Raw genomic sequence first — 24,201 nt, forward strand, 5'->3', positions numbered from 1 at the left:
ACTTCAAAATAGAAAAGTCAACGTTGCCCCGATTAGTACATCGGCTTATTAAAGTACACTATTTTTGACAACAGGAAAGATATCCATTCCTCAAATCCACAATTCATGGTATGGAAAAAGGGCTTCGCCCAGATGATTTAATCATCTAAAGCGACAGCCCCTTATATTTTGCACACTATTTCATTAGATAGCCTTTTTCATTTTATCGTCAACCTTCTTTTGAGCTGTAGAAAGCATAAGCTTGATTCTGTTAAGCTGATTTACTTCAGAAGCACCCGGATCATAGTCGATAGCAACTATGTTGCAGCCAGGATACATGTGCCGCATCTGTTTGATAACACCTTTACCTACAACGTGGTTAGGAAGACATCCAAATGGCTGTGTGCAAACGATATTAGAAGCACCGCCTTTAATAAGTTCAACCATTTCTCCTGTTAAGAACCATCCCTCACCTGTCTGATTGCCGATATTTACGATAGGTTTTGCATATTCAACAAGCTTATAGATACTTGTTGGTGGTTCAAAGTGTATGCTCTTTTCAAAGGCTTTTGTTGCACCGCCTCTAAGCTTTTCAATAGCCCAAATTGCTACACGCATGAGAGCAGCTGTTTTCTTGGAAGTTCCAAGTTCTTTTGCCTTATAGATCTGGTTGTAGAAGCAGTAGAGCATGAAATCGATAAGGTCAGGAACAACTGCCTCAGCACCTTCTGCTTCAAGAAGATCAACAAGATGGTTATTGGCTGCCGGTGCAAACTTAACAAGAATCTCACCTACAATGCCAACTCTTGGCTTTACTTCATCTGTTATCTCTATTTTATCGAAGTCTTCAATAATCTCTCGGCACATTTTCTGGAACTTTGTAAAGCTCATATGCTTGGATGATACGAAGTCGATACATTTCTTTTTCCATTTCTCATGAACGGCTTCTGTAGATCCCTTGACCTTTTCATATGGCCTCATCCTGTATACACAGCGCATGAAAATATCTCCAAAAACAGCACCATAAGCAGCTCTTTTAAGCATTTCAAAGTTAATGTGGAAGCCGGGATTCGCTTCAAGCTTTGAAAGGTTAAGCGAAACTACAGGAATCTGTTCCATACCTGCTTTTTTAAGAGCACGTCTTATAAATCCTACATAGTTTGTTGCTCTGCAGCCGCCACCTGTCTGTGACATGATAACAGCAGTTCTATTGAGGTCGTATTTACCGGAATGGAGCTCATCCATAATCTGACCAACAACCCAAAGTGAAGGGTAACAGGCATCATTATTAACATACTTAAGCCCCATATCGATCGCATGTCTGTTATCATTCTGCATTACAACAAAGTTATATCCACAAGCTCTGAAAGCTGGCTCTAAGATATCAAAATGAATAGGAGACATCTGAGGGCAGAGTATTGTATAGTTCTTTCTCATTTCTTCTGTGAAAAGAACTCTGTTATTAGCTGTTGAGCGAATTGTTCTCTGAGTATTTTTTTGCTTTCTAACTCGAATTGCAGCTAAAAGAGAACGTACTCTGATCCTTGCGCTTCCAAGACTGTTTACTTCATCAATCTTAAGGCATGTATAAATCTTATCTGAACCGGAAAGAATATCATTTACCTGGTCTGTAGTAACGGCATCAAGACCACAACCAAAGGAGTTAAGCTGGATAAGATCCAGGTCATCCCTTGTTCTTACGTAGCTTGCTGCAGCATATAATCTTGAATGATACATCCACTGATCAGACACAATAAGAGGTCTTTCTGGCTTGCCAAGATGTGAAACGCTGTCTTCTGTTAGAACAGCAACGCCGTAAGAACAGATCATATCAGGAATGCCATGATTGATCTCAGGGTCTACATGATAAGGTCTTCCTGCAAGAACAATACCGTGCTTATTATTTTCTTCCATCCACTTAAGTGTCTCTTCACCTTTTTGCTGGATGTCTTTTCTTGCTTTTTGCATTTCGTCCCAGCCTGCTTTTGCAGCTGCGATAACTTCTTCTGCAGGAATCTCAGAAAATTCTTTTACGAGAGCTGCAGTAGCTGTATCAAGATTTGTGAATGCCATAAATGGATTTCTGAATTTAACTTCGCCATTTGTTATAGCTTCAACATTGTTTTTGATATTTTCTGAATATGAAGTAACAATAGGGCAGTTGTAATGGTTGGTTGCGCCTTCAACTTCCTCCCTTTCATAGAAAAGTCCGGGATAGAAGATGAAATCAACCTTTTGTCTTATAAGCCATTCAATATGTCCATGGGACAATTTGGCGGGATAGCATTCTGATTCACTTGGAATTGATTCAATACCAAGCTCATAGATCTGGTGTGTTGATCTTGGTGAAAGAACAACTTTATATTGGAGCTTTGTAAAGAAAGTAAACCAGAATGGATAGTTCTCATAAAAGTTAAGAACTCTTGGTATACCAACGCTGCCTCTTTTTGCCTTATCAGCTTCAAGTGGCTCATATCCAAATATTCTCTTATATTTATAATCAAAAAGATTAGGGATGTTATCAGCATTCTTTACTTTGCCGATACCTCTTTCACATCTGTTACCTGAAATATGAGTTCTTCCGCCTGTGAATTTATTAACTGTAAGACGGCAGTGGTTTGTACATCCCTGACAGGTAGTCATGCTTGTTGTGTATTCAAGTTTATTGATCTGCTCAATACCAAGCATTGTTGTTTTATAGTCGCTTGTCTCAAAATATCTGTCTCTGGCGATGAGTGCAGCACCAAAAGCACCCATAATTCCTGCAATATCAGGGCGAATAGCTTCAGCACCTGAAATAATCTCAAATGCTCTAAGTACAGCGTCGTTATAGAAAGTTCCGCCCTGAACTACTATGTGTTCGCCAAGGTCCTTGGCATCAGAAACTTTAATAACTTTAAAGAGAGCATTTTTAATTACTGAATAAGCAAGACCTGATGAAATATCTGAGACATCAGCACCTTCCTTCTGTGCCTGCTTAACTCGAGAATTCATGAATACAGTACATCTTGTTCCAAGATCAACAGGAGATTTTGCATAAAGAGCTACTTTAGCAAAGTCCTGAACGCTATATCCTAAAGATTTGGCAAAGGTTTCAATGAAAGAACCGCAACCTGATGAACATGCCTCATTAAGCTGAACAGAATCAACTGAATTATTCTTTATATGAATACATTTCATATCCTGTCCGCCAATATCCAAGATACAGTCAACCTTAGGATCAAAGAATGCAGCGGCATTGTAGTGAGCAATCGTCTCAACTTCTCCATCATCAAGTAAAAGTGCAGACTTAAGAAGCGCCTCACCGTAACCTGTTGAACATGATCTGGCGATTGAGACACCCTCCGGCATGAGCTTATATATTTCCTGAATAGATGAGATGGCTGTCTTTAATGGGCTTCCGTTGTTACTTGAATAGAATGAATAAAGAAGATCTCCGTCTTCACTGATAAGTGCACATTTTGTAGTAGTAGAACCGGCATCGATTCCAAGGAAAGCCTTTCCTTTATAATCATCAAGCTTTCTTGTTTTAACTTTATATTTGTCCTGTCGGTTTCTGAATTCAGAATAGTCATTTTCATTTTTGAAAAGAGGGTCAAGACGTGAAACTTCAGCTTCCATAACTATTTTATGGGAGAGCTTATCAGTCATTTCATTCATAGAATATGAAACATCTTCTTTGGCATTTAAGGCAGAACCTATAGCAGCAAAGAGATGGGAATTGTCAGTTTCAATCGTATGTTCCTCATCAAGTTTAAGTGTGCGAATGAAGGCAGCTTTAAGCTGATCAAGGAAGTGAAGAGGACCACCTAAAAATGCTACATGTCCTCTTATTGGTTTACCACAGGCAAGGCCTGAAATAGTCTGGTTAACGACAGCCTGGAAAATGGAAGCAGAAAGGTCTTCCTTTGTAGCTCCTTCATTTATAAGTGGCTGAATATCTGATTTTGCAAAAACGCCACATCTTGCAGCTATTGTATAAAGAGAATGGTAATTCTTGGCATACTCATTAAGACCTTTAGCATCTGTCTGTAAAAGAGAAGCCATCTGGTCTATAAATGAACCTGTACCACCGGCACATATACCGTTCATACGCTGTTCAACATTTCCATCCTCAAAATAAATGATTTTGGCATCCTCACCACCGAGCTCAATTGCAACATCAGTTTTTGGAGCAAGCTCTTTAAGTGCAGTAGAAACAGCTATAACTTCCTGTACAAAAGGAACTTCCAGGTGCTTGGCAAGTGTAAGTCCGCCGGATCCTGTTATGACAGGGTGGATAGTTATATCGCCGCTTATTTTATAAGCTTCCTGCAAAAGATCTGATAATGTCTCCTGAATATTGGCAAAATGTCTTTTGTAATCAGAAAAAATAATCTTGTGATTGTTATCCAAAAGGGCCACCTTAACAGTGGTGGAACCAATATCAATACCTAATATGTAGTCCTTTGAAATCATATTTTAACCTCAACTTCTAAATCTATTGCTAAGCTATATCTTCTAATTAAATGTAGCTAAAGACAATCTATATGATTATAATGCAGTGCCATATAAAAATCAATTATGATAAATTGTATAAAATTTAAAAAACTGCATTCGCTTATGGGAGTTTTTGTGTTATGATAACTCTGTATGAGCATATGAAGGGGATTATTATTTATGAAATCAAAAACAAAACGACTTTTTCTGTTATTATTATCAGTTATTTTTGTTTTTAATTTTAATAGCATCAAGGGAACTGCGGGGAAGAGTGTAACCAAGACTGTAAGGGTTGGTTATTATCAGAATGAAGTATTTCAGGAAGGTGCTTCAGATAAGGCAGTCAAAAGCGGCTACGCTTATGAGTACTATCGAAAACTATCTGAATATACCGGATGGAACTATGAATATATCTATGGCGATTTTGTAACAGTATACAACATGCTCTTAAATGGTGATGTTGATCTTGTTGCAGGTCTTGCTTATACAGAAAGCCGCAGCCATCTTATTTCATATCCTGATAAGCCACAGGGCACAGAGCAGTATAGTATTGTCAAGCACCAGGGCGATGATACTATTACCACAAACCCGACTACTCTCAAAGGTAAGAGTATAGGAGTACTTGATAGTGCTATCAAAGTTGCTTTGGAAAACTTCCTGAAAGAAAAAAATATAGCTGCTAATGTTGTTACATTTTCAGACTATGATGCGCTTCTTGAGGCCTTTGACAAGAGGGAAGTTGATACACTCGCAGGTGAAAGCGATGGTATATACGACAGAAGCCACGCTGAAACACTTTATCCATTTGGCGAAACAGACTATTTTATCTGCACAAGTAAAGACAGACCGGATCTTTTAAAAGAACTTAATGAAGCTCAGAGTCAGCTCTTTTTAGAGTATCCTGATTATATAAGTGTATTAAGAAATAAGTATTATCCTGAGTCGTTGGCCAGCAGAGCCTTTACAAGCTCTGAAAAAGAATGGCTTACTTCACATGAAAGTGTAGCAGTCGGATATCTTAATAATTATCTTCCATACAGTGATACTACAAAAGATGGCAAAGTAACAGGGCTAATTAAAGAGCTTGTTCCATATTTGTTTAAGCAGCTTGGATATGAAACAGTTGCTATTGAGTATGTTGGATTTGATACATACGATGAACTTGTTAAAGCTATGGATGATGAAGAAATTGAACTTGCATTTCCTGTTGGCGGAGGCCTTTTCTTCTCTGAGGAAGATGGCATGTTCATATCAAAGCCTGTTATATCCACGCTTACAGATCTGATATATTCTACGAATTACTATGATAATTCAAAGCAGATATTTGCAGTTAATGAAAGCAACAAGCTTCAATATTATTACATTGCCAATCATTTTCCAGATGCTACAATAGAGTATTATCCATCCATTGATGCGTGCCTTAAGGCTGTATTAAAGGGTGAAGCTACATATACGACATTAAATGGCCTTAGAACTGCATCAATGCTCAAAAAACCTGATTACGAAAAACTTTCGTTCAGGCAGCTTGGATACGCAGACGACATGTGCTTTGGTGTAAAGATTGGTAATGAAGGACTTTTGAAACTTATTGACAGAGGACTGAGCAGAGCAGGAACAGAGTATGTCAATAATCTTGGTTCAGTTTATTCCGACGACATGTATAAATACACCTTCAAAGATGTTTTGAGAGAGAATTTTATTGGTGCATTTATTGTATTTTTAATTATTCTTGCCATTTTGATCTTACTTTTGCTTTATTCAGTGCGTATAAACAGGAAGCGTATTCGTGAAAAAGAAGATGCAAAGCGTGAGATTGAAGCTGTAAACCAGGAGAAGTTTGTTTTCCTTAATAAGATGAATAACTATATGAGAGAGCCAATCAACAATATTGTTTCTCTTATTAGGATTTCAGAGAATATGAATGATCTTACAAATATTAAGAATAACCTTGCTAAGATGGGCTCATTCAGTAAAGAGCTGACAACAATTCTTAATAATATTCTTAATATAAGCAGCTTTGAGAGCGGTCAGGTAAAAATAGACGATAGCTTAAGCCTTTACAATTTCTTTGGCAAAAGAGTTCTTATTGTTGAGGATACACTTCCGAATCAGACAATTACAAGCGATATTATGAAAAAAGCCGGAATGGAAGTTCAGATTGCCAACGATGGACTTGATGCCTATGAGAAAGTCAAGGCAGCTCCTTCAGGATATTTTGATGCTGTTTTGATCAATGTAGATGACAGAAATATTCAAGGGTACTTGTTTATTAAGAAAATCAGAGATATGGAAAACGATATAAGGTCAGAAGTTCCTGTTATCGCGATCACCGCCGATGAATCTGAGAGCGGAAAAGAAAAAATAATCAAGTCCGGCATGAATGGATTTATTACTAAGCCTTATGATGTAAAGGCTATACTTGATAAATTATCAGGCATAATATTATGACAGAATGAGGATTTTCTATGAATGAATTTTTGAACAATATGGAAAGAAAGTTTGGAAAATATGCAATTCCAAACCTGACTTTGTATATCATTGGACTTTACGTTTTGGGATATGTATTACAGCTTGCTCCGCCAAGTGTAAATATCCTTGGATTTTTAACTCTTGATCCTTACGCAATTTTACATGGACAAATTTGGAGGCTTGTTTCGTGGCTTCTGATTCCGCCAAGTTCTTTTAATATCCTTATAATAATCACTTTGTTCTTTTATTATTTTGTTGGTACAAGTATGGAAAGAACAATGGGAACATTCAGGTACAATGTCTTTATCTTAGGAGGCGTTGTGCTTATGATCATTGCATCATTTGCAACTATGCTTGTGTACAAGTTCTTTTTTGGAATTGATGGTGATGCTCTTGGCACAGTCATGAGCGCTTTTTCAATCTATTTCAGTACCTCATATATTCAGGAAATGGTATTTTTGGCATTTGCAATGTGCTTCCCTGATGTGCAGGTTCTTTTGATGTTTATCATTCCTATAAAAGTTAAATATCTTGGCTATTTCTATGCAGCGCTGCTTGCATATAATGCATTTACAGGCGTTGCCAATAGCAATTATTTTGTATTTTTTGCTATTGTATTTCAGTTTGTCAATTTGCTTCTTTTCTACTTGCAGACAGGCAAGATCAGTCATTTGAGACCAAAAGAGGTAAAGAGAAGGCGAGAATATCGCAATGCATCAAAGATGATGCCTAAGGGCATAACAAGACATAAATGTGCAGTTTGTGGACGTACAGAAGCTGAGTATCCGGATCTGGAATTCAGATTCTGTTCCAAATGTAATGGCAATTATGAGTATTGCCAGGATCATTTGTTTACACATCAGCATGTAAAATAAAGGAGCACCATGGGTAATTTAGAAAACAAAGAAAAAGAATTTGCGGCTATTTTAAAGAATGTTACAAGAACAGCCAGAGAAAATAAAAACATAATCACATCAGAGGAAGTTAAAGAAGCTTTTTCTGATCTTGAACTTGATGAAAAGCAGTTTGAAATGGTCTTTGAATACCTGAAAAGCCATAAGATAGGTGTTGACGAAGAGGCTGTTTTTACTGACGAGGATCTTTCTGAAGAAGAAAAGAACTATTTAGATGATTACATTGAAAGTTTAAATGCACTCCCAAGTTATACTGATGGTGAAAAAGAAGCTATAGCAATTGCTGCTTTGGCAGGGGAAAAGGATGCGCAGGAAAAGCTTATTTCCATGTATCTTCCCCTTGTAGTAGATGTTGCAAGGATGTATTCCGAACAGGGGGTATTTTTGGAAGACCTTATAGGGGAAGGAAATGTAGCTCTTACCAAGGGCGTTACAATGCTTGATGCTGTTGGGGAGCCATCTGAAGTTGAGGAATTTTTGTATAAACTGATGCTTGATGCTATGGAGAATATTATTCAGGAGAATCTTGCAGAAGATACAGGAAGCCAGAAGGTTCTTAAACTTGTTCAGGAAGTTGCGGACAGGGCAAAAGAGCTTGCTGATGATCTCAGACGTAAAGTCACCGTAAAAGAGCTTATGGATGAGACAGGATGGGATGAAGATAAGATCAGAAGTGCCATAAAGTTCAGCGGCGACAACATTGAAGATCTTGACAGCGGAGAGAAGTAATTAAGCATATGCAGAATATTGTAAATGAAGATGATTTCAAGTATTACATGCAGGATATTGAAAGATATTATTTTGGAGCTCGTTATAACTATAATGAGCTCTTAAATAATGAGATGGTCCCATTTAAGTTCAAGACCATAATAACAAAATATATTAAAGATGAAGTTGATCTTGATACAAGTCTTGAGAGTCATCTCTACTATATAGAAAAAGATAGTTTTGATTATAAACTCTATAGGCAGCTCAGACTCAGGATCAGAACATCTCAATATAAAGATCCTTTAAATCATGAAAAGGGTTTTAAAGAGAAAGTCTATACAATAGAACAGCTTGTAAAAATGAATAAGGATGAAAAAGAAGAGAAGGGAATCATTATCAGAGAACTAATCATATCAAAACTCGCTCTTTTGGGTTTTTCTATATAAAAAATAGAAGAGTAATAAGCAATAAAAAACTACCTGACTCCAGGTAGTTTTTATTATTACTTATTAAGCTCTTTCAACCTTGTTAGATCTAAGGCAACTTGCGCAAACGTGCATTCTCTTTGACTGACCGTTGACCTTAACAGCAACGTGCTGAACGTTTGACTTCCAAACTCTGTTAGATCTTCTATGAGAATGGCTTACGTTGTTACCGAAATGAACGCCCTTGCCACAAATATCACATTTAGCCATTTTGACACCTCCTTATAAGCCATGTAATCGCAAATAAATAGCATATTATTGCTTTGTTTCGCAACATTGATATATTAGCAGAAACGAAAACTAATTGCAAGAGAAATATACAAAATTTATGGTTTATTTTTTTATTAACTGCTATTATAATACTATATGGTATGCGAAAAAGGCAGTCAGTAGCACTGCTTGTTAAGGAGGAATTATATGAAAGCTTCTGTGGTAAACACACACATGGGAAATATTTCTATTGATAATGAAGTTATTGCCCAGTATGCTGGTGCAGTCGCAATGGAATGCTTTGGAATTGTCGGAATGGCCAATGTTAACGTCAAGGATGGCCTTGTTAGCCTTCTTAAGCTTGATTCCATGACAAGAGGCATTAACGTTACACTTGATGATAACAACAAGCTTAGACTTGACTTTCATGTTATAGTAGCTTATGGAGTTAGTATATCAGCAGTATCTGATAACCTTATCGACACTGTAAAATATAAAGTAGAAGAATTTACCGGGCTCGAAATCGAGAAGATTAATATCTACATCGAAGGCGTCCGTGTTATAGATTAATTGGCTCGATTGAGTTCTAGGAGGAATTAAGTTTTGAGTAATAATGTAATTGACGCTAAGCTGTTGTCAAAAATGTTTTTAGCTGGTGCCAAGAATCTTGAGGCAAAAAAGGAATGGATAAACGAACTTAACGTTTTCCCTGTTCCGGATGGAGATACAGGCACAAATATGACAATGACTATCATGTCAGCAGCTAAAGAGGTTTCAGGTCTTGGCGATAGCAGCGACATGGCATCCATTTGTAAGGCTATTTCATCTGGTTCACTTCGTGGAGCCAGAGGTAACTCCGGAGTTATTCTTTCACAGCTCCTTAGAGGATTTACCAAGATTGTAAAAGAACATGATGAAGTTAATGTAGAGATTCTTTCAGCTGCTTTTGATAAGGCTGTAGAAACTGCATATAAGGCTGTAATGAAGCCTAAGGAAGGAACAATCCTTACTGTTGCAAAGGGAGCGGCAGAAAAAGCCCACGAACTTGCAGTAGAGGGAACGGATGATATCGAGTATTTCTGCAGCGAAGTTATTAAATATGCAGATGAAGTGCTTGCCAAGACACCGGATATGCTCCCTGTTCTTAAGCAGGCTGGTGTTGTAGACTCTGGCGGACAGGGCCTTATGCAGGTTCTTAAGGGTGCTCTTGATTGCTATCTTGGAAAAGAAATTGATCTTTCCATAAATGAAGAAGCTATGACACCTGGTGCAAAGGCTGGCGCAGCTGGCAAGGAAGTTGAAGAAGCTGATATTAAATTTGGTTATTGCACAGAATTTATTGTTCTTTTGTCTAAACCTCTTAATATCAAGCAGGAGATAGACTTTAAGTCTTTCCTTGAATCCATTGGTGACAGCATTGTAATGGTGGCTGATGACGAAATCTGTAAAGTTCACGTACATTCCAATGATCCTGGTCTTGCTATTCAGAGAGCTCTTATGTATGGTCAGCTTTCAAACATGAAGATTGACAATATGAGAATGGAGCACAGAGAGAAACTATTCCATGAAAATAATGATGGTTCTTGGGCTGAAATTAAGACTGAGATAAATGGTGCTGCTGAGCTTACACCTACATATTTACCTGGTGATGATATTCCGCTTGGTGATAGGGTTGAACTTAATGATGAGAAGGAAGAAACTCCTGAGATGCCTCACAAAGAAGTTGGTTTTGTTACTGTATGTGCTGGCGATGGTCTTGCAGAGATATTCAGAGGACTTGGTGTTGATTATGTCATTGAAGGTGGACAGACAATGAACCCTAGCACAGCAGACATTATGGATGCTGTTGAAAAGGTTAATGCTGATACTGTCATTGTGCTTCCTAATAATAAGAATATTATTCTTGCAGCTAATCAAGCAGCAATTATGGCAGAGGATTCAGATGATGGTAAAAAGATTGTAGTTGTTCCTTCAAAGACAGTGCCTCAGGGAGTAACGGCTATAATCAACTTCGTTCCTGATGTGGCGCTTGAAGATAATATAGCAGCTATGACGGATTCTCTTTCAACAGTTAACACAGGTGAAGTGACATATGCTGTAAGAGATACAGTTATTGATGATGTTCAGATTAAACAGGGCGATTACATGGGTATTGGCGATTCAGGAATTCTTTCGGTAGGAGCTGAAATCGCTGATGTAACTTATAACATGCTTGAAAAGATGATGAATGACGATCTAGAACTTATCAGTGTTTATTATGGTGATGAAGTTGAAGAAAAAGATGCTGAGGATTTAAAGAATAAAATCAGTGAAAAGTATCCTCAGTGTGATGTGGAACTTCAGTATGGCGGGCAACCAATATATTACTATATAGTTTCTGCAGAATAATTATAGATTAACCATGAGCCAGGCTTTATTTGCCTGGCTTTAATTTTCTTTATTGCGAGGTGTATTTTGGGGAGCAGAGAACTTGAAGAGAGAGTTATAAATTTAAAAGGCATTGGAGAAAAAACTGCAAAGCTTTTTGAAAAATGTGGTGTTTATACATGCGGAGATTTGATCAGGTATTATCCAAGAACATACGATATTTATGGAAATATTGTAAACGCGTGTGATATGAAGCCTGGCGAGGTTAATGCATGTAAACTTACAATTATTGGAAGTATTGTTAAGAGAAGAGTAAGAAATCTTTCAATCATTGCATTTGAAGCTGCTGATCAGACTGCCAGAGTAAAAATGACATATTTTAACGCTCCTTATCTTGCAAGTGTGTTAAAGCCAGGAACAAGTCATGTATTTAGAGGCACGGTTCAAAAAAAAGGAAATTTTCTTGCAATGGATCAGCCTAAAATGTATAAACTTGATGAGTATATGTCTCTTGTGGGACAGATGCAGCCTAGATATCCTTTGGTTAAGGGATTAACAAATAATATTGTAATAAAGGCGATGCATGAAGCTTTCAAAAGTACAGGAAAATTTGAAGAATATCTTCCGGAGGATATAATTAAAAGCCATAATCTTATAAGCTATAGTGAAGCAACGGTAGGCATCCATTTTCCTTCAAATGAGAAAGCACTTGAAAAAGCCAGAAGGCGACTTGCTTATGATGAGTTTTTGCTTTTTGTGCTTAAATTAAGACTGCTAAAAAAATCGCAGGAAATAATTAAGAATGTGTATCCTATGATTGATGTAGCGGACACAAAACGACTCTTAGAAAAACTTCCATATAAGCTTACTAATGCTCAGATGAGCGCCTGGGAAGATATAAAAAGTGATCTTTCGGGCGAAACGGTTATGAACAGGCTTATTCAGGGAGATGTGGGATCGGGAAAAACTATTATTTCTTTACTTGCTCTTTTGACGGCAGCTGCAAATGGATATCAAGGAGCTCTTATGGCACCTACTGAAGTTTTGGCTGCGCAGCATTATGAGAGCTTCATGGATATTATTAACAAATATGGTCTGAAGGCGTTAAAGCCTGTTCTTTTGACGGGAGCACTTTCTGCAAAGGAAAAGAAAGAAGCTCAAAGAAAGATAAGTGAGGGAGAGGTTAACTGCATAATAGGTACAAATGCACTTATTCAGGAGAAGGTGAATTATAAAAATCTTGCTCTTGTGGTTACGGATGAACAGCACAGATTCGGAGTTCGTCAGAGAGAATCACTGGCAGGAAAAGGCGATAAGGTACATGTTCTTTTGATGAGTGCCACTCCTATTCCTCGAACACTTGCAATCATTCTTTATGGTGATCTGCACATTTCAATAGTTAATGAAATGCCGGGTGGAAGAAAGCCAATAAAGAACTGTGTTGTAGGAACAGATTACAGACCTACAGCTTATAAGTTTATAAAAAGCCAGGTTGAAGCAGGACATCAGGCTTATGTGATTTGTCCGATGATTGAAGAGGGTGAACTTGATAACGTTGAAAATGTCACTGATTATACAGAAAAACTTAGGGCGGCTCTGCCATCAGGTATAAGAGTTGACATGCTTCACGGAAAAATGAAGCCGCTTGAAAAAGACAAAATAATGGATGCTTTTGCAAGGAAAGACATCGATGTTCTTGTCTCTACAACTGTTATAGAAGTTGGTATAAATGTTCCAAATGCCACAGTTATGATGATTGAGAATGCTGAGCGATTTGGACTTTCACAGCTTCATCAGCTTCGTGGAAGAGTAGGAAGAGGAGATGCACAGTCTTATTGCATTTTCCTTAACACCTCTGATTCGAAGGAAGCCAGGGAAAGACTTGATATTATGAATAAATCTAATGATGGTTTTAAAATTGCTGAAGAGGATTTAAGGCAAAGAGGTCCTGGCGATTTATTTGGCGTTCGACAAAGCGGTGATCTTAATTTTCGTGTTGGCGATATATATCATGACAGTGATCTTGTTAAAGAATCAGCAATGGATGCTGACAGAATTTTGGCAAAAGATCCAGACCTTGAGATGACACAACATAGTGTATTAAAAGAATTGCTGCGCACAAAATCGGCAAATTCAGTTGACTTTGCAACATTATAAAAGTAATATTATTCTAGTGTAATAGTAAGAAAATAGGAGGATTATCGGCTTTTTTGTCGGTAGAATATCTATATTATGTCTAAAATTGCAGTTGTTACAGATAGTAATAGTGGTGTAACTCAAAGTCAGGCCAATGAATTAGGGCTTTTTGTTGTTCCTATGCCGTTTATGATAAATGATCAGGATTTTTATGAAGATATAAATCTTACGCAGGAGCAATTTTATACCAAACTTGGCGAGGACGCTGCCGTTTCAACAAGCCAGCCAACTCCGGATTCACTTATGACTCTTTGGGATAAGGTTTTGCAGGATTATGACCAGATTATATATATTCCTATGAGCAGCGGACTTTCAGGTTCCTGCCAGAGTGCGTATATGATCGCACAGGAAGAATATGAGGGAAAGGTTTTTGTTGTTGATAACCAGAGAATATCTGTTACTCAAAGACAATCTGCTCTTGATGCACTTGAGATGGCAAAAGCCGGCTTATCAGCAGAAGAGATTGTCAAAAACCTTATGGATAATAAATTTGAGTCAAGTATATATATTATGCTTGATACTCTTTATTATCTAAAAAAAGGCGGAAGGATAACACCTGCTGCGGCAGCTCTTGGAACACTCCTTCGTTTAAAACCTGTTCTCCAGATACAGGGTGAGAAGCTTGATGCATTTGCTAAAGCTCGTACGACCAATCAGGGTAAAAACATAATGATAAATGCCATAAAGGCTGACATCGAAAACAGATTCGGTGGTATGGAGGCAAAAGATTTTTATATTGCATGTGCTTATACTAAGGATTTAGAAGCAGCTACAGCTTGGAAAAAAGAAGTAGAAGAAGCATTCCCTGGATTTGATATCCATATGGATCCGCTTTCTTTATCAGTTGCCTGCCACATTGGACCAGGGGCTTTGGCAGTAACTGTTACCAAAAAATTACATTTTTAGTTTGAATTTATATTATTAGAAAATAGTTTTGAAAAGGGGTTTTGAATGGCTGCATACGAACAATATGACGCTTCTAGTATTACTGTTTTGGAGGGCCTTGAGGCTGTAAGGAAGCGTCCTGGTATGTATATTGGCAGTGTTTCTACAAGAGGTCTTAATCATCTTGTTTATGAAATTGTAGATAACGCTGTCGATGAACATCTTGCAGGTTTCTGCACAAAAATCCATGTTACTTTAGAGGCTGATGGTTCAGCTACAGTTGAAGATAATGGTAGAGGTATTCCTGTAGGAATGCATGCTAAAGGCGTAACTGCTGAGCGTGTCGTTCTTACTACTCTTCATGCCGGTGGAAAATTTGATAATAATGCATATAAGACCAGCGGTGGTCTTCATGGTGTTGGCTCATCTGTTGTAAATGCTTTGTCAACAAGGATGAGCGTCAGAATTAAAAAAGATGGCTATATTTATGAAGACAGTTATGAGAGAGGTATTCCAACAACTAAGCTTGAGAATGGCCTTTTAGTTCCTGTTGGCACAACAAAAGAAAATGGAACTACTATAAACTTTTTGCCAGATGATACTATCTTTGAAAAAACAAGGTTCAAGGAAGATGATATTAAGTCAAGACTACATGAAACTGCTTATCTTAATCCTTCACTTACGATAGTTTTTCAAGATAAGCGACCTGGTGTAGAGGAGTATGTTGAATTCCATGAGCCTGACGGAATCACAGGATTTATCAAGGATATGAACAAGTCAAAAGAGGCTGTTCATGATGTTATATCTTTTTCTGGTGAAAGCGAAGGTGTAGAGGTTGAAGTAGCATTTCAGTATGTTAATGAATTCCATGAGGAAGTTCTTGGATTTTGTAATAATATCTATAATGCAGAAGGCGGTACACATCTAACCGGCTTTAAGACAATGTTTACCAATGTCATAAACCAGTATGCCAGAGAGCTTAACATATTAAAGGACAAAGACAATAACTTCACGGGTACCGATGTAAGAAACGGTATGACTGCTGTTGTTTCAATAAAGCATCCGGATCCAAGATTTGAAGGACAGACAAAGACAAAGCTTGATAATCAGGATGCAGCCAAGATTGTTTCCAAGATTACAGGCGAAGAAGTTACAAGGTTCTTTGACAGAAATATTGAAACATTAAAGGCGATAATTGCTTGCGCTGAAAAAGCTGCCAAAATCAGGAAAACAGAAGAAAAAGCTAAGACTAATATGCTTACAAAGCAGAAGTACTCATTTGATTCAAATGGTAAGCTTGCTAACTGTATCAGCAAGGATGCTTCTAAATGTGAGATATTCATAGTCGAGGGAGATTCTGCCGGTGGCAGCGCTAAAATGGCCCGAGATAGGAACTTCCAGGCAATATTACCTATTAGAGGAAAAATACTTAACGTTGAAAAAGCAAGTATTGATAAAGTCTTGGCTAATGCAGAGATAAAGACAATGATCAATGCCTTTGGCTGCGGATTTTCTGAAGGATACGGCAATGATTTTGATATAAACAAATTAAGATATGACAAAATTATTATCATGGCCGATGCCGATGTCGATGGTGAGCATATTTCTACGCTTCTTTTGACATTATTCTACAGATTTATGCCAGAGCTTATTTTCCAGGGACATGTTTATATTGCTATGCCTCCTCTTTATAAGGCTTTGCCTGCCAGAGGAAAAGAAGAATATCTCTATGATGACAGTGCGCTTGCAAAATACAGGAATACTCATAAGGGTTCTTTTACTCTCCAGAGATATAAAGGTCTTGGTGAGATGGATCCCGCTCAGCTTTGGGAGACAACACTTGATCCGGAAAAGAGATTATTAAAGCTTGTTGAGATTGAGGATGCTAAGATGGCATCTCAGATGACAGAGCTTCTTATGGGAATCGATGTGCCTCCAAGACGTGATTTTATACATCAGCATGCAACTGATGCTGAATTAGATATTTAAGGTTTGTTAGGGGAATAACAGTGGAAGATAGAATTATTAGAACCGAATACTCTGAAGTAATGCAGAAGTCTTTCATAGATTATGCCATGAGTGTCATAATCGCGAGAGCTCTTCCTGATATCAGGGATGGACTTAAGCCGGTTCAGAGAAGAACTTTATACGATATGTATGAACTGGGCATAAGATATGACAGACCATACAGAAAAAGTGCCAGAATTGTCGGCGATACCATGGGTAAGTATCATCCACATGGTGATAGCTCAATTTATGACTGCCTTGTCGTTATGACACAGGATTTCAAAAAGATGATTCCTCTTGTGGATGGTCATGGAAACTTTGGCAATATCGAAGGTGATGGCGCAGCTGCAATGCGTTACACAGAGGCAAGACTTTCGAAGGTTACTCAGGAGAATTTTCTTCAGGACCTTGATAAGGATGTAGTAGATTTTTTACCAAACTTTGATGAGACAGAAAGAGAACCATCAGTTCTTCCTGTAAAGATACCGAATTTTCTTATAAATGGTTCTGAAGGTATTGCGGTAGGTATGGCAACAAGCACACCTCCTCATAATCTTGCAGAAGTAATTGATGCTGAAATCGCATATATTCAGGATGATTCTTTAACTACAAAAGATCTCATGAAATATATCAAAGGACCTGATTTTCCTACCGGTGGTGTTGTAATTAATAAGGATGAACTTAGAAACATATATGAGACCGGTTCAGGTAAGATCAAGATCAGAGGTAAGGTTGAGACTGAGAAGGGCAAAAACGGCCACATAAATCTTGTTATTACAGAGATTCCTTACACAATGATCGGTGCCGGTATTGGTAAGTTTATGGCTGATGTAGCTGAACTTGCTGAAAAGAAAATCACAAATGATATTGTTGATATTTCTAACCAGTCCTCAAAAGAAGGTATCAGAATTGTAATTGAATTAAAAAAAGATACAGATGTAGAAAACTTTACAAATCTTCTTTACAAGAAGACTAAACTTGAAGATACTTTCGGCGTAAATATGCTTGCTATCGATAATGGCAGGCCAGAGACTATGTCACTTAAGGAAATCATGAGAGCATGTACTGATTTCCAGTTTGAAGTAGCAACCAGGAAGTATACAACGCTTCTTAAAAAAGAGCAGGAAAAGAAAGAAATACAGGAAGGTCTCATTAAAGCCTGCAATGTAATTGATCTTGTTATCGAAATTCTCAGAGGATCAAAGGACAGAAGCATGGCTAAGAACTGTCTTGTTAACGGTGTGACAGAGGGAATTAATTTCAAGTCAAGAGAATCAAAAGCAATGGCTTCACAGCTTATGTTTACTGAAGCACAGGCTGATGCAATCCTTGAAATGAGACTATATAAACTCATTGGACTTGAACTTGATGCACTTATTAAAGAGCATGAAGAGACTGTAGCTAATATTTTCAAGTATGAAGATATTCTTGAGAGCCATGATTCAATGTCTCTTGTAATACAAAATGATCTGAACAAGATAAAAAAAGAGTACCAGTCTCCCAGAAAGACTATCATAGATAACAGAGAAACAGCTGTTTATGAAGAAAAACCTGTTGAAGAGACTGATGTTGCATTTATTATGGACAGATTTGGATATGCAAAGACCATAGATGCCAACACCTATGAGAAGAACAAAGAGACAATCCAGGCTGAGTTTAAGTTCTCATTTATTATGAAAAATACAGGTAAGGTATGTTTCTTTACAAATGCTGGTAATTTGCATACTGTAAAGGCAATGGACCTTCCTCAGGGCAAAATGAGAGACAAGGGAATTCCTATTGATAATGTCAGCAATTTTGATACTTCAAAAGAAACCATAATCCTTGCTGCAAGTCAGTCTGAGCTTAATCTATACAGGTTGGTATTTACTACAAAACAGGCTATGATGAAGATTGTTGATGGTGGCGAATTTGATGTTTCAAAGAGAACAGTTGCTGCAACAAAGCTTATGGATGATGACGAAGTTGTAAATGTTGAAGTTATTCATACACAAAAGACTGTTATTCTTAGATCAAACGATGGCTATTTCCTCCGTTTCTATGTTGAAACGATTCCGGAGAAAAAGAAAGCTGCTGTTGGTGTCAGAGGAATGAGACTTGGAAAGAACGACTACATCAGAGATGTTTATTACCTTAACGATATGGAAGAAAAGATGATCGAACACAATGATAAAGAATTGCAGCTCGGACATCTCAAAGTTACAAGTAGAGATACAAAAGGAACAAAGGTGAGATTATGAGAGTAATTGCAGGTTCAGCTAGAAGATTACGATTAATAACTCCTGAAGGAAATGACACAAGACCTACACAGGACAGAATAAAAGAGACACTTTTCAATATGATACAGAATCAGGTTCCAGGAGCCGTATTTGTAGATCTTTTTTCAGGAAGCGGCGGAATTGGCATTGAAGCTCTCTCAAGAGGTGCCTCAAAGGCATACTTCATTGAAAATGCTAATTCAGCATACAAATGCATTATGGAGAACCTGAAAACTACTCATTTTGAGGATGTTTCAACTGTTCTTAAACAGGATGTTGTTCTGGGACTTAGGAATGTTCACGAAAAAGAAGTCGATATTATCTTTATTGATCCTCCTTATCATGAGGATCTTTATGAGAGAACATTATCTCAATTATCGAATATGGACTATGTAACTCCTAATACCATGATCATTGTAGAAAGTGCACTTGATTTGGATTTCTCATTTGCAAGTGATTATGGCTTTGAAGTTAGAAGAGAAAAAGAATACAAAACAAATAAACATGTATTTCTTTATAGAAAGGAGTAACTGTGAAGGTTGCAGTATATCCCGGAAGTTTCGATCCGGTTACTTACGGACATTTAGATATAATAAAGCGTGCATCGCAGATGTTTGATAAGGTTATAGTAGCTGTCATGTGCAATTCCGCTAAAACTCCATTGTTTACGCTGGATGAACGTGTTAAAATGATAATAGAGTCAGTAAGTGAGCTTAATAACGTATATGTAGAGTCTTTTAGTGGCTTACTTATAGACTATTGCAAGAAAGAGAATATTCATATCGTTATTCGTGGCCTTAGAGCTATAACAGATTTTGAGTATGAGCTTCAAATTGCACAGACCAATAAGGAGCTTTCTCATAACGAAGTTGATACTGTTTTCTTAACGACATCACTTCAGTATTCTTACCTTAGCAGCTCTGTTGTAAAAGAAGTTGCAAGCTATAATGGCGATATTACTCCATGTGTTCCGGATTTTGTCGCTGATACATTATATAAAAAGTATGGGTTCAGAAAATAAGTCAGGGGGAATCAAATAATGACTAGCAGAATTGAACAGTTGATTGACGAAATAGAGACTTATATCGACAACTGTAAACCTCAGCCTTTGTCACAGACCAAAATAATTGTTAACAAAGAGGAAATTGACGAGCTCCTTCGAGAACTCAGAAGTAAAACACCTGAGGAAATCAAAAAATATCAGAAAATCATCAGCAACAAAGAAGCTATTTTAAATGATGCAAGAAAAAAAGCTGAAGAAATCGTAAATCAGGCAACAATTAAAACTAATCAGCTTATAAATGAACATGAAATCATGCAGCAGGCTTACGCACAGGCTAATGAGGTCGTATCACAGGCTGCAATGCAGGCAAAAGAGATTCTTGATAACGCCATGATCGAAGCCAATAATATGAAGGGCGCTGCAGTTCAGTATACAGACCAGCTTTTGGCAGGAGTTGAGGATGTTATTGCACAATCTATTGATGCCACAAGTAGAAATAATGATGAGATAATAGATGCTGTTAAAAAACATAGCCTTGAAATTGTTAACTCAGTTTCACAGAGTAATGATAGTATTCTTTCGGCTCTCACACAGTATAGCGAGGTCATCAAGTCAAACAGAGCTGATCTTAAACAACCTGAGGTTTCCGGTAATGCTGGCTATGCGTCTCAGGATACAGTTGCCGGTGAGGCTGGTGATGCCAATTCATCTGAAGCAATCAACCTTGACATGCTTAACTGATAGAATATTATAAGCTGCCGCTTTTTGCGACAGCTTATTTGTTATTTCTATATATGGGGGATTTTATGAAAAAAAGTGTTTTTTCATTTATGTTGGCTAGTATAATTCTTATGGGGGCTATTTTATGTACTTCAACTTTTGAAGTTGAAGCGGCATCAGCACATGAAAAAGTTGTTATTGTTATAGATCCTGGACATGGCGGTACAGGAGAAAAAAACCTTGGTGCGCAGTATAATGGTTTTTCTGAAAAAGAATTAACAATGCAGGTTGCAACTGCTATGAAGGAAGAACTTGAAAAGTACGACAATGTTTCAGTATATTTAACAAGAACAACTGATACTTTTATATCCCTTGAAGATCGTGCTGCTACTGCCAAGAGATTAAATGCAGATTTTATGTTCAGCATACATTTTAATGCTTCATTAGAACATGAATTTTATGGCTCTGAAATCTGGACATCAGCCTTTGGTTCTTTTTACAAAAAAGGTGCTGAATTTGGGCAGATAATGTCTGATGAACTTGGAAATCTTGGCCTTTACCAGAGAGGTGTAAAGACAAAAATTGGCAAAACAGGCAAAGACTATTATGGAATAATAAGGCAAAGCGTTGCAAGAGACATTCCTTGTGTAATAATCGAGCATGCCTACCTTGATCACAGTTATGATCTGCCATTTCTTAATACTGCCGGATTCCTAAAGACACTTGGAGTAACAGATGCAACTGCGGTAGCCAAGTATTTTAAGCTTACTTCCAAGACTACAGGAGCTGACTATTCCAATTATAGTTTCAAAACTGTCAGCATCCCTAAAACTCGTTTGAGTCAGGATTTCACAGAGCCGGATTACTGCAAGGTTTCCTGTGTTTCTTATGACAGTAACAGCAGAAACGCCCTTATAGAGATGAGTACAAAGGATAGTCAGTCACCCGTAATATATTTTTCTTATAGTTATGACGGAGGCAAAACCTTCTCCATATTGCAGATGTGGGACAGGACAAAAGAGACGCAGTCCTTTAACATAAAGATTCCAAAGGGCGTAGTATCACCTACAATCGTGTGCAGAGCATATAATAATTATGAACTTTACAAAGAAAGTGAACCTGTTTTGGTAACAGGATATACCAATTAAAGAGAGAAAAAATTGAGATTAGATAAATTTTTGGGTGACCACAATATTGGTACCCGCAAACAAATTAAAGAATATGTAAAAAACGGAAGATGTTCAGTCAATGGTATACCTGCCAAAAAAGCAGACATTCATATTGACGAGAATGTAGATATTATTGCTTTTGATGGTGTGGAACTTACATTTAGTAAATTCCATTATTACATGCTTTATAAGCCTGAAGGAGTAGTGTCGGCCACAACTGATGGCAGAAATAAAACAGTTCTTGATCTGTTAAAAGATGAAAATGTAAAAGGCTTAAATCCTGCAGGACGTCTGGATATAGATACAGTGGGTCTGCTTCTTTTAACAGACGATGGAGTTCTTATTCACAGGCTTCTTTCCCCTAAAAAGCATGTTGATAAGACCTATGAAGTTCATCTTGAAAAAGAGATAAGTGATGAAGATATTGAGAAGCTTGAAAAAGGCGTAGACATAGGTGATGTAAAGGATAATGGAGAGCCATATCTTACTATGGAAGCAAAGGTCATCAGGAAAGAAACAGATGAAAATGGCAATCCCGTAGTAAACCTTATAATTCATGAAGGCCGTTTTCATCAGGTAAAAAGGATGATGGAAGCAGTAGGGAATAAGGTTGTTTTCTTAAAAAGAGTTACATTTGGCCCGCTTGTTCTTGATGAAACGCTTTTCCCCGGTCAATACAGGCCACTTACAGAAATTGAATTAAAAGAACTTGGAGTAGAATAATACAGGTAACATTATGAAACGTATTGATAAAGGTGAATTTGGTTATATTGAATACAGAAAAAAGGTTGCAATTATAAGAACAGCTATTTTTCTTGCAATTGTACTTATTGTTTTTTTTACAGGATTATTTGTATATCACAGTCAAAAGAGCATATTTAGTATTATTGCAGCAGTTCTTTGTCTTCCTACAGGATGGAGCGGCGTAAATCTCATTATGTTCATTAAAGCCAAAAGCTGCTCCCTTAAAGATTTCAAGATGATCGAGGAAAATAAAGGCGGTCTTTTGATTCATTATGATCAGATAATAACCTCATATGACAAAAATTATTACATAGCAGCTTCTACAGTGCTTGATAAGAATATATGTGCCCTTGCTGCAGATAAGGATATGGAAGAATCAGACTGTGAAAAACATATTAAAAAGATGATGGCAGGAAGCGGATATTCCAGTTACAGCATTAAAGTATTTACAGATACGGATAAGTTCTGTGACAGACTTCATCAGCTTGATAAACTCCGCGAAGAAAAGAAAATTGACCCTATTGCCATAGAGGATTCATGGGAGGCCGGAACTGTTCAGACACCTGCGGCAGTTCTTTTATCCATATCGCTATAATTGATTGTGAAAAATAGGTTTGAATCGGGTTATACAAAAAATAATGAAAGAAATAGTTATTGATAAAAATCAAGAAAGTAAAAGGCTTGATAGCTTTCTAAAGGCTTATCTGTCTGAAGCAACCGGCAGTTTTATTTATAAGATGCTGCGTAAAAAGAATATTACTTTAAATGACAAGAAAGCAGATGGAAAAGAAAAATTAAAAATCGGAGATTCAATAAAGATATACTTTTCGGATGAAACATTTGATAAGTTTGTGGGTAAGAACAAAGCCTCCCTTAATGAAGAAAAAAATTCTCCGTACGAGAAGCTTTTAGTTGAAATTGTTTATGAAGATGACAATGTAATATTTGTAAATAAACCTGCTGGTTTATTGTCTCAAAAAGCGGAAAAGAATGATATTAGCCTTAATGACTGGCTTATCTATTATCTTTTAAATAAAGGCTCTGTTACACAGGAGAGTCTTTTAACCTATAAGCCATCCATATGCAACCGTCTTGACAGGAATACATCAGGTCTTGTTATTTGTGCCAAGTCTTTATCCGGTGCAAGAGAAATGAACCAAATGCTAAAAGACAGAACCCTTGATAAATACTACAGAACGCTTGTATCCGGCAGAATTACTGATGGTATTAGACTAAAAGGATATCTATATAAAGATGAAGTCAAAAATAAAGTCTTTATTAAGGAAAATGATCCTAAAGATGATAAATATTCATACATTGAAACTGAGTATATTCCTTTAAAATATTATGAAAAAAACGATCTGACAATGCTTGAAGTTAAGCTTATCACCGGTAAACCACATCAGATAAGGGCTCATCTGTCAAGTATTGGTCATCCGCTTATCGGGGATATTAAATATGGCGGAAAAAAATATAATGGTATAAATTATCAGCTGCTGCACAGCTATAGGATTCATTTCCCGGATAATATGTCCGGAGAACTTGAATATCTCTCGGGGAGAGAATTTATTGCAAAACTGCCTTCTGTGTTTGAGGGTATCTAGGGGG

The 24,201-nt window shown here is 37.2% G+C and carries 19 protein-coding genes; 17 read left to right on the forward strand and 2 right to left on the reverse strand.

Annotated elements, in window-relative coordinates:
• Positions 1-183: 183 nt before the first annotated feature.
• Complete coding sequence (locus tag BM146_RS02200) at positions 184-4,437, reverse strand: 2-hydroxyacyl-CoA dehydratase (RefSeq protein ID WP_074883688.1); 4,254 nt, start codon at positions 4,435-4,437, stop codon at positions 184-186.
• A 201-nt stretch (positions 4,438-4,638) separates the two neighbouring features.
• Between BM146_RS02200 and BM146_RS02205 the strand changes: the two genes are divergently transcribed.
• Genes BM146_RS02205 through BM146_RS02220 form a run of 4 tightly spaced genes read left to right on the forward strand, consistent with a single transcriptional unit; the run spans position 4,639 to position 8,995 of the window.
• Complete coding sequence (locus BM146_RS02205) at positions 4,639-6,906, forward strand: response regulator (RefSeq protein ID WP_074883691.1); 2,268 nt, start codon at positions 4,639-4,641, stop codon at positions 6,904-6,906.
• Positions 6,907-6,923: 17 nt separating this feature from the next.
• Positions 6,924-7,802 (forward strand): hypothetical protein, encoded by an 879-nt coding sequence (locus tag BM146_RS02210; protein WP_022773966.1) that lies wholly within the window; start codon positions 6,924-6,926, stop codon positions 7,800-7,802.
• Between the two features lie 9 nt (positions 7,803-7,811).
• On the forward strand, positions 7,812-8,570 hold the full coding sequence (locus BM146_RS02215) for an RNA polymerase sigma factor region1.1 domain-containing protein (RefSeq protein WP_074883696.1): 759 nt from the start codon (positions 7,812-7,814) through the stop codon (positions 8,568-8,570).
• 8 nt (positions 8,571-8,578) lie between these two features.
• Complete coding sequence (locus BM146_RS02220; RefSeq protein ID WP_074883700.1) at positions 8,579-8,995, forward strand: hypothetical protein; 417 nt, start codon at positions 8,579-8,581, stop codon at positions 8,993-8,995.
• A 63-nt stretch (positions 8,996-9,058) separates the two neighbouring features.
• On the opposite strand, the gene rpmB is transcribed toward BM146_RS02220, so the two are convergent.
• Positions 9,059-9,244, reverse strand: coding sequence for a 50S ribosomal protein L28 (gene rpmB, locus BM146_RS02225; RefSeq protein ID WP_022773970.1), 186 nt, complete (start codon positions 9,242-9,244; stop codon positions 9,059-9,061).
• Positions 9,245-9,451: 207 nt separating this feature from the next.
• On the opposite strand from rpmB, the gene BM146_RS02230 reads away from it, so the two are divergent.
• The 13 genes from BM146_RS02230 to BM146_RS02290 all read left to right on the forward strand — a co-directional run bounded on the left by BM146_RS02230 (position 9,452) and on the right by BM146_RS02290 (position 24,197).
• On the forward strand, positions 9,452-9,814 hold the full coding sequence (locus BM146_RS02230; RefSeq protein WP_074883703.1) for an Asp23/Gls24 family envelope stress response protein: 363 nt from the start codon (positions 9,452-9,454) through the stop codon (positions 9,812-9,814).
• Between the two features lie 33 nt (positions 9,815-9,847).
• Positions 9,848-11,632 carry a DAK2 domain-containing protein gene (locus tag BM146_RS02235; protein ID WP_074883706.1) on the forward strand — a complete coding sequence of 595 codons (1,785 nt, stop codon included), beginning with the start codon at positions 9,848-9,850 and terminating at the stop codon, positions 11,630-11,632.
• A gap of 66 nt (positions 11,633-11,698) precedes the next feature.
• Entirely contained in the window at positions 11,699-13,768 is a 2,070-nt protein-coding gene (gene recG / locus BM146_RS02240; protein WP_074883709.1) for an ATP-dependent DNA helicase RecG, read from the forward strand.
• A gap of 75 nt (positions 13,769-13,843) precedes the next feature.
• Positions 13,844-14,713, forward strand: coding sequence for a DegV family protein (locus BM146_RS02245; RefSeq protein WP_074883712.1), 870 nt, complete (start codon positions 13,844-13,846; stop codon positions 14,711-14,713).
• A 45-nt stretch (positions 14,714-14,758) separates the two neighbouring features.
• Positions 14,759-16,681 carry a DNA gyrase/topoisomerase IV subunit B gene (locus BM146_RS02250; protein WP_074883714.1) on the forward strand — a complete coding sequence of 641 codons (1,923 nt, stop codon included), beginning with the start codon at positions 14,759-14,761 and terminating at the stop codon, positions 16,679-16,681.
• Positions 16,682-16,740: 59 nt separating this feature from the next.
• The gene (locus BM146_RS02255) at positions 16,741-18,939 is read left to right on the forward strand and encodes a DNA gyrase/topoisomerase IV subunit A (protein WP_074883882.1); all 2,199 of its coding nucleotides are present in this window, start codon (positions 16,741-16,743) and stop codon (positions 18,937-18,939) included.
• The gene (gene rsmD, locus BM146_RS02260; RefSeq protein WP_074883717.1) at positions 18,936-19,487 is read left to right on the forward strand and encodes a 16S rRNA (guanine(966)-N(2))-methyltransferase RsmD; all 552 of its coding nucleotides are present in this window, start codon (positions 18,936-18,938) and stop codon (positions 19,485-19,487) included. The genes BM146_RS02255 and rsmD overlap by 4 nt, the downstream gene beginning before the upstream one ends.
• A gap of 2 nt (positions 19,488-19,489) precedes the next feature.
• A complete protein-coding gene (gene coaD, locus BM146_RS02265) occupies positions 19,490-19,978 on the forward strand; it encodes a pantetheine-phosphate adenylyltransferase (protein ID WP_074883720.1) in 489 nt (162 codons plus the stop codon).
• Positions 19,979-19,996: 18 nt separating this feature from the next.
• Complete coding sequence (locus BM146_RS02270) at positions 19,997-20,701, forward strand: ATPase (RefSeq protein ID WP_074883723.1); 705 nt, start codon at positions 19,997-19,999, stop codon at positions 20,699-20,701.
• 65 nt (positions 20,702-20,766) lie between these two features.
• Positions 20,767-21,828: an N-acetylmuramoyl-L-alanine amidase family protein gene (locus tag BM146_RS02275; protein ID WP_074883726.1), complete on the forward strand. Its 1,062-nt coding sequence runs from the start codon at positions 20,767-20,769 to the stop codon at positions 21,826-21,828.
• 12 nt (positions 21,829-21,840) lie between these two features.
• On the forward strand, positions 21,841-22,572 hold the full coding sequence (locus tag BM146_RS02280; protein WP_074883729.1) for a pseudouridine synthase: 732 nt from the start codon (positions 21,841-21,843) through the stop codon (positions 22,570-22,572).
• 13 nt (positions 22,573-22,585) lie between these two features.
• Positions 22,586-23,188, forward strand: coding sequence for a hypothetical protein (locus BM146_RS02285; protein ID WP_074883732.1), 603 nt, complete (start codon positions 22,586-22,588; stop codon positions 23,186-23,188).
• A 43-nt stretch (positions 23,189-23,231) separates the two neighbouring features.
• Positions 23,232-24,197, forward strand: coding sequence for an RluA family pseudouridine synthase (locus BM146_RS02290; RefSeq protein WP_074883735.1), 966 nt, complete (start codon positions 23,232-23,234; stop codon positions 24,195-24,197).
• The last annotated feature ends 4 nt before the right edge of the window (positions 24,198-24,201 follow it).

It is taken from the genome of Butyrivibrio proteoclasticus, assembly GCF_900115735.1.
Taxonomy (GTDB): domain Bacteria; phylum Bacillota; class Clostridia; order Lachnospirales; family Lachnospiraceae; genus Butyrivibrio; species Butyrivibrio proteoclasticus_B.

What these genes read in the sequence shown, in the direction of transcription:
- BM146_RS02290 (WP_074883735.1), top strand. Translation starts at nt 23,232, where the DNA reads ATGAAAGAAATAGTTATTGATAAAAATCAAGAAAGTAAAAGGCTTGAT.
- BM146_RS02230 (WP_074883703.1), top strand. Translation starts at nt 9,452, where the DNA reads ATGAAAGCTTCTGTGGTAAACACACACATGGGAAATATTTCTATTGAT.
- BM146_RS02200 (WP_074883688.1), bottom strand. Translation starts at nt 4,437, where the DNA reads ATGATTTCAAAGGACTACATATTAGGTATTGATATTGGTTCCACCACT.
- BM146_RS02275 (WP_074883726.1), top strand. Translation starts at nt 20,767, where the DNA reads ATGAAAAAAAGTGTTTTTTCATTTATGTTGGCTAGTATAATTCTTATG.
- rpmB (WP_022773970.1), bottom strand. Translation starts at nt 9,244, where the DNA reads ATGGCTAAATGTGATATTTGTGGCAAGGGCGTTCATTTCGGTAACAAC.
- BM146_RS02245 (WP_074883712.1), top strand. Translation starts at nt 13,844, where the DNA reads ATGTCTAAAATTGCAGTTGTTACAGATAGTAATAGTGGTGTAACTCAA.
- BM146_RS02285 (WP_074883732.1), top strand. Translation starts at nt 22,586, where the DNA reads ATGAAACGTATTGATAAAGGTGAATTTGGTTATATTGAATACAGAAAA.
- BM146_RS02270 (WP_074883723.1), top strand. Translation starts at nt 19,997, where the DNA reads ATGACTAGCAGAATTGAACAGTTGATTGACGAAATAGAGACTTATATC.
- BM146_RS02210 (WP_022773966.1), top strand. Translation starts at nt 6,924, where the DNA reads ATGAATGAATTTTTGAACAATATGGAAAGAAAGTTTGGAAAATATGCA.
- BM146_RS02250 (WP_074883714.1), top strand. Translation starts at nt 14,759, where the DNA reads ATGGCTGCATACGAACAATATGACGCTTCTAGTATTACTGTTTTGGAG.
- BM146_RS02215 (WP_074883696.1), top strand. Translation starts at nt 7,812, where the DNA reads ATGGGTAATTTAGAAAACAAAGAAAAAGAATTTGCGGCTATTTTAAAG.
- BM146_RS02220 (WP_074883700.1), top strand. Translation starts at nt 8,579, where the DNA reads ATGCAGAATATTGTAAATGAAGATGATTTCAAGTATTACATGCAGGAT.
- rsmD (WP_074883717.1), top strand. Translation starts at nt 18,936, where the DNA reads ATGAGAGTAATTGCAGGTTCAGCTAGAAGATTACGATTAATAACTCCT.
- BM146_RS02255 (WP_074883882.1), top strand. Translation starts at nt 16,741, where the DNA reads ATGCAGAAGTCTTTCATAGATTATGCCATGAGTGTCATAATCGCGAGA.
- BM146_RS02205 (WP_074883691.1), top strand. Translation starts at nt 4,639, where the DNA reads ATGAAATCAAAAACAAAACGACTTTTTCTGTTATTATTATCAGTTATT.